Origin of the sequence: Parvibaculum sp. (assembly GCF_049672805.1) — a bacterium.
GTDB lineage: Bacteria > Pseudomonadota > Alphaproteobacteria > Parvibaculales > Parvibaculaceae > Parvibaculum.
In genome coordinates this window covers 1-5,431 of sequence record NZ_JBATWS010000267.1, presented here as the reverse complement: position 1 = coordinate 5,431, position 5,431 = coordinate 1, and the positions used below count along the sequence as shown (strand labels likewise).

The window sequence follows — 5,431 nt, the reverse complement described above, 5'->3', positions numbered from 1 at the left end:
CGCCTATCCCGAGCGCGTTTTCTCCGCGATCCCGATTGCGACGGCGGCCCGCCATTCCGCCCAGAACATCGCCTTTCACGAGGTCGGGCGTCAGGCCATCATTGCCGACTCCGAGTGGAAGCAGGGCGCCTATCTCGCGCACGGCACAAACCCCGCCAAGGGGCTCGCCGTGGCGCGCATGGCCGCCCATATCACCTATCTCTCGGAGGCAGCCCTGCACCGCAAGTTCGGCCGCAACCTGCAGGATCGCGACAGCATCACCTATGGCTTCGATGCTGATTTCCAGATCGAAAGCTATCTGCGCCATCAGGGCTCGACCTTTGTCGATCGCTTCGACGCGAATTCCTATCTCTACATCACCCGCGCGATGGATTATTTCGATCTCGCCGCAGATTATGGCGGCGTGCTTGCAAATGCCTTCCGTGGCACGAAATCACGCTTCTGCGCCGTTTCCTTCACAAGCGACTGGCTTTTCCCCACATCAGACAGCCGCCAGATCGTTCACGCGCTGAACGCCGTTGCGGCCAATGTGAGCTTTGTCGAAATCAACACCGACAAGGGCCATGACGCCTTTCTGCTCGACGAGCCGGAAATGTTCGCAACATTGCGCGGCTTCATCGACAGCGCTGCCCGCACGCGGGGGCTTGGCGCATGACCCATCAGAACGGCGCGGCTGACGGCCGCATTGACCTTGATCTCATTGCGTCAATGATCGCCCCCGGCTCGCGCGTGCTTGATGTGGGCTGCGGTGACGGCGACCTGCTCGCCCTTCTCGAAACGAAGCGCAATGTGGACGGGCGAGGCGTGGAACTGAGCCAGGAAGGCGTGAACGCTTCCGTGGCGCGCGGCCTTGCCGTGGTACAGGGCGATGCCGACCGCGACCTTGCGAATTACCCGGATGACGCTTTCGATTATGTGATCCTGAGCCAGACTATTCAGGCAACGCACAATCCGAAAGAAGTCTTGCGCGCCATGAAACGGATCGGACGGCGCGTGATCGTCTCCTTCCCGAATTTTGGCCATTGGAGTGTGCGCCTGAAGCTGCTGTTCACGGGCCGTATGCCCGAGACACGAGCGCTCCGCTATTCCTGGTACGATACGCCGAATATTCACCTCTGCACGCTGCTCGACTTCGCAGCACTCTGCGACGATCTCGGCCTTGATATCGAGGATGCGGTAATCCTGACCGGCACCAGGGCGTGGCAGATTGCGAATCCGGGGATTCTCTCCAATCTTTTCGCCACTGAAGCCGTCTTTCTGCTGTCGCGGCGGAACTGAGCCTCAGCCTTCTTCAAGCGGCAGGGAGCTTGGCGCGGGAAGCCGCGCCGGCATGGGCGCGATCACGCGCATCCGCGCCCGCGCGCGGCTCACGATGGAAACGGGCGCCGCGCTATAGATCTGCTTTGTTGCCTCGACCATGAGAACACCGGAAAAGCGCGGCCAGAGCATTTGCCCGACCCTTTCCCATGCAGCAGCAGAGCGCAGCAAGGGCCGCCAGTCGAAAGGCGGCGCGAAAAGCGCCACTTCCCACGCGGAAGGCGAGAGCATCGATTCCCGCAGGAGCTGGGTAAGCTGCCCGCGCGAGAAAGGCTGACCATGCCCGAAAGGCGTTGCCTCGCGCCGCGCCCAGAGGCCGCGTCTGTTCGGCACCACAATGACCACGCGCCCGCCCGGTGCCAACACACGCCAGACCTGCCGCAACATGCCGCGCATCGCCTCGCTCGCCTCAAGCCCATGCACAATCAGCACCCGGTCCATGCTCTCGTCAGGCAGCGGCAGTTCCAGCTCGTCCACCAGCCCCGTGAGCGAGCGCCCCTCGGCGGGCCAGCGCATCACCCCCTGCCGCGCAGGCATGAGGCCGATCACGCGCTGCGCTTCGCCAGCAAAAGGCGCGAGATAGGGCGTCGCAAAACCGAGCCCCAGTACATTGAGCCCACGGACATTCGGCCAGAACCGGACAAGGCGCTCGGCGATATGCCGCCGCGCCACACCGCCCAGCGGCCGCCCGTAAAAATCCCTGAGATCGATCACATCCATGTTCATGGGTCCGAGTTTAGCAAAATCCTGCCTGCCGTGCCGGGTTCACCTTGAGGCGGAAGCACACTAGGCTGGCACAAACGCCCTTACATTCTGCAAATGCGCGCGTGGACCACGCGGAGGAAAGACATGGCACGACTAGAAATTCACCAGTTTCCCTGCCTGAACGACAATTACGGCTATCTCGTTCACGAGCCTTCAAGCGGCATGACCGCCGCCATCGACACGCCGGAAGTCGCTCCCATTCTCGCCGCGCTTGCCAATAAAGGCTGGAGGCTCACCCATATCCTCAACACACATCACCATTTCGACCATGCGGGCGGCAATGCCGAATTGAAGGAGAAAACCGGCTGCATGGTGATCGGTCCGAAGGGTGAGAAGGACAAGATTCCGGCCATCGACCGCGCGGTCGGCGAAGGCGATGTAGTGGAACTTGGGGCCGCACGCGCCCGCGTCATTGATGTGCCGGGCCACACGGCAGGCCATGTTGCCTATAGCTTCGATGAGGAGCGCATCGCCTTTGTCGGCGACACGCTTTTCGCGCTTGGCTGCGGCCGTCTCTTTGAAGGCACGCCCGCGCAGATGTGGACCTCGCTCGGCAAGCTGATGGCGCTGCCGGACGACACCATCGTCTATTGCGCGCATGAATATACGCAGTCGAACGCGCGTTTTGCCCTTTCCGTCGAGCCGCAAAACAAAACCCTTGTCGCCCGCGCGAAGGAGATCGACGAAAAGCGCGCACGGGGCGAATGGACTGTGCCGACCACAATCGGTCTCGAGAAGGCAACAAACCCTTTCCTCCGCGCGGCAAGCGCTGACCTGCGCCAGACACTCGGCCTTGCAGCGGCATCGGATGTCGATGTCTTTGCCGAAACGCGCAAGCGAAAGGATAATTTCTGATATGTCCGCAAGTTCTGCGATAAATCCCGACGAGATCATTCGCCTCTTGAAGATGCAGCCGCATCCCGAAGGCGGCTATTTCGTCGAAACCTTCCGCGACACGGCGGATGGCGGGCGCGCCCGTTCAACCGCCATTTACTATCTGCTGCGTGAAGGTGAACGCTCGCACTGGCACCGCGTAGATGCCGCCGAAGTCTGGCACTGGTATGCAGGCGGCCCGCTCGCGCTTTCTCTCTACGCAGAAGGCGGCAAACAGGAGACGCGGATGCTGGGGCAGAACCTCGGAGCAGGCGAACGCCCCCAGATCGTCATTCCGCCCCATGTCTGGCAGGCGGCGGAGCCGAAAGGCGCATGGACGCTTGTGGGCTGCACGGTAGCCCCCGGCTTCGAGTTTTCCGGCTTCGAAATGGCCCCGCCCGGCTGGACACCCGGCGCGGATTAACCGTCACGCCAATTCCTGATGCCCTGTTGCCCGCAGGTGCTGGCAGAGAAAGCCGGACGGACTAGACTGCGCCCATCCGGGCTGTGCTGGTTCGTGGGGATCGGGTGGGACTATTCGTCAGACTATTGGGCCTTTGTGCGCTGCTCGCGCTTCTTGCCATGCCTGCGCGCGCGGATGCGGCTGCCTGCCCGGAAACACCCACCGTTGCCGTGCCGACAGCGGGCGGCCCTGCCTATGGCACGCTGCAATATGCCCGCACCGTCAATCTCGGCCCGAAGCAGGTGGCGCTCACTTTTGATGACGGTCCCTCGCCTGACTTAACACCGCTCATCCTCGACATTCTGGACCAGCACTGCGTGAAGGCGACCTTCTTCATGGTCGGCATCTATGCAGAAAAACACCCGGATATTGTGCGCGATGTGGCGGCGCGCGGGCACACCATTGCGACGCATACATGGTCGCACCCGAACAATCTCCGCCACTTCCGTCTTTCCAATGCGCAGCGCGAAATCCGACGCGGCTTTGAGGCGGTGGAAAGCGCGCTCGCCTCCGCACCCGCGGAGGCCCGTGCACGGCTCATGCCCTTCTTCCGCTTTCCGGGTCTTAATGACAGCCAGCCACTGATGCGCTGGCTTGGCGAGCGCAACATCGCTACGCTTTCCTGCGAATTCGGCGCGGATGACTGGCGCGCCATCAGCGCCTCCGAAGTGCGCCGCCGCGCCATGCGCAATATCCGTTCGGTCGGGAGCGGCATCCTCATTCTGCATGACACAAAACCGCGCACGGCCAGCATGCTTGCCTCGCTCATCACCTCACTTCGCGCGGAAGGCTATGAACTGGTGCAGCTTGTAGGGCAGGAAGGCGCGCGCGAACTTGCCTTCAATGTGCCCGATCCGCTGCTGCGCCCGGATGGCGATAAAGCCGCAGAAGAAGCCATCCAGTCTGCAAGGCTCCGGCCTGCTGCCAGCCCCCTCCTTGAACCCTGATCCGCACCCGGATAGTTTTTCGGTATGAGCAATATGAAGTCGAAGCGACACGGACCAAACCGGAGAGAGGTGCTGCATCTGGCGGCAGGGGCAGCCACGCTCATCGCCATGCCCTCCATCGTCCGTGCCGAGACGCCTTACAAAAAGACGCTTCGCCTTCAAAGCCTCAATTCAGGCGAAAAGCTCACCATCACCTTCTGGACCGACAGAGGCTATGATGCGGACGCGCTGAAACGCATGAGCTGGTTCATGCGCGACCTGCGCACCGGCGATGTGCATGACGTGCATCCGGGCCTGCTCGATCTTCTCTGGGAGATCGACAGCCATACGCGTTCGAAAAATCCGATCTATACAATGTCCGGTTACCGTTCACCCGAGACGAATGACTGGCTCTACAAGCGCGGCAATGGCGTTGATCCCGGCAGCTTCCATATGCGCGGCATGGCGGTGGATGTGACGCAGAACTTCACCGACCCGGAAGAAATCTATCGCGTGGCGAAAAAGCTCGGTCGCGGCGGCGCAGGCTACTACCCGACGAAAACGCCTTATGTGCATGTCGATATCGGCCCGCCCGATTTCTGGACCTATCCCGGCATGCCCCGCCCCGGCCGCGACGAGGAATATGATCGGCAGCAGGCAGAAGCGGAAACAACCGAAAGCTGATCCTTTTTGCCAGTTTAATGAAACGGATGGGCGTCGGAGTAATGCCTGAGAAAGTCTAACAACTTTCCTTCCAGACGGAACCATTCGCCAGAGCCTCTCAAACTAGAAAATTCTTCGTGAAATTCCTGTTCATCATCGCGCGCACCAGGCAAAACAAGGTACACCTTGAGTGGCACCGGAGACGACGTCTTCAGTGCCTTATATCGAGAGCTAAAGTTCGTCGTGTAACCGATTTTTACGACTTCATCGCTACCCACGAAGTAGACAACGGGATCATCATCGAAACGTCCTTCGGAAATTCGCTGAGCTTTTGAAAGTGCCGCCCGCTTCTGACGCTCATCAAGACCGACAAAATTGCTCAAGTCCTCCGGAAGCGCTTTCATCAGAACATCAACGTGGTCAG

At 60.9% G+C, this 5,431-nt stretch carries 7 protein-coding genes and 1 pseudogene; 6 read left to right on the top strand and 2 right to left on the bottom strand.

Features of this window, described 5'->3' with window-relative positions; genetic code table 11:
- Both metX and metW read left to right on the top strand, forming a co-directional pair.
- Window positions 1-655: pseudogene (gene metX / locus WBF74_RS08610) on the top strand (homoserine O-acetyltransferase); the annotation flags it as partial.
- A complete protein-coding gene (gene metW / locus WBF74_RS08605) occupies window positions 652-1,278 on the top strand; it encodes a methionine biosynthesis protein MetW (RefSeq protein WP_424438172.1) in 627 nt (208 codons plus the stop codon). The pseudogene metX and the gene metW, both read left to right, overlap by 4 nt.
- Window positions 1,279-1,281: 3 nt before the next feature.
- Here the strand turns inward: metW and WBF74_RS08600 are convergent, their stop codons facing one another.
- Window positions 1,282-2,037, bottom strand: a complete 756-nt coding sequence (locus WBF74_RS08600) for a class I SAM-dependent methyltransferase (RefSeq protein WP_424438169.1) — start codon at window positions 2,035-2,037, stop codon at window positions 1,282-1,284.
- A 129-nt stretch (window positions 2,038-2,166) separates the two neighbouring features.
- Between WBF74_RS08600 and gloB the strand changes: the two genes are divergently transcribed.
- The 4 genes from gloB (at window position 2,167) to WBF74_RS08580 (ending at window position 5,028) form a co-directional block, all read left to right on the top strand.
- The gene (gene gloB, locus WBF74_RS08595; RefSeq protein ID WP_424438166.1) at window positions 2,167-2,937 is read left to right on the top strand and encodes a hydroxyacylglutathione hydrolase; all 771 of its coding nucleotides are present in this window, start codon (window positions 2,167-2,169) and stop codon (window positions 2,935-2,937) included.
- A 19-nt stretch (window positions 2,938-2,956) separates the two neighbouring features.
- Window positions 2,957-3,379, top strand: coding sequence for a cupin domain-containing protein (locus WBF74_RS08590; protein ID WP_424438175.1), 423 nt, complete (start codon window positions 2,957-2,959; stop codon window positions 3,377-3,379).
- A gap of 104 nt (window positions 3,380-3,483) precedes the next feature.
- On the top strand, window positions 3,484-4,365 hold the full coding sequence (locus WBF74_RS08585) for a polysaccharide deacetylase family protein (RefSeq protein WP_424438163.1): 882 nt from the start codon (window positions 3,484-3,486) through the stop codon (window positions 4,363-4,365).
- A 24-nt stretch (window positions 4,366-4,389) separates the two neighbouring features.
- Complete coding sequence (locus WBF74_RS08580; RefSeq protein ID WP_424438160.1) at window positions 4,390-5,028, top strand: YcbK family protein; 639 nt, start codon at window positions 4,390-4,392, stop codon at window positions 5,026-5,028.
- Window positions 5,029-5,042: 14 nt separating this feature from the next.
- Here WBF74_RS08580 and WBF74_RS08575 read toward each other — a convergent pair.
- The coding region (locus WBF74_RS08575; protein WP_424438157.1) for a GIY-YIG nuclease family protein at window positions 5,043-5,431 on the bottom strand (389 nt) is incomplete at its 5' end.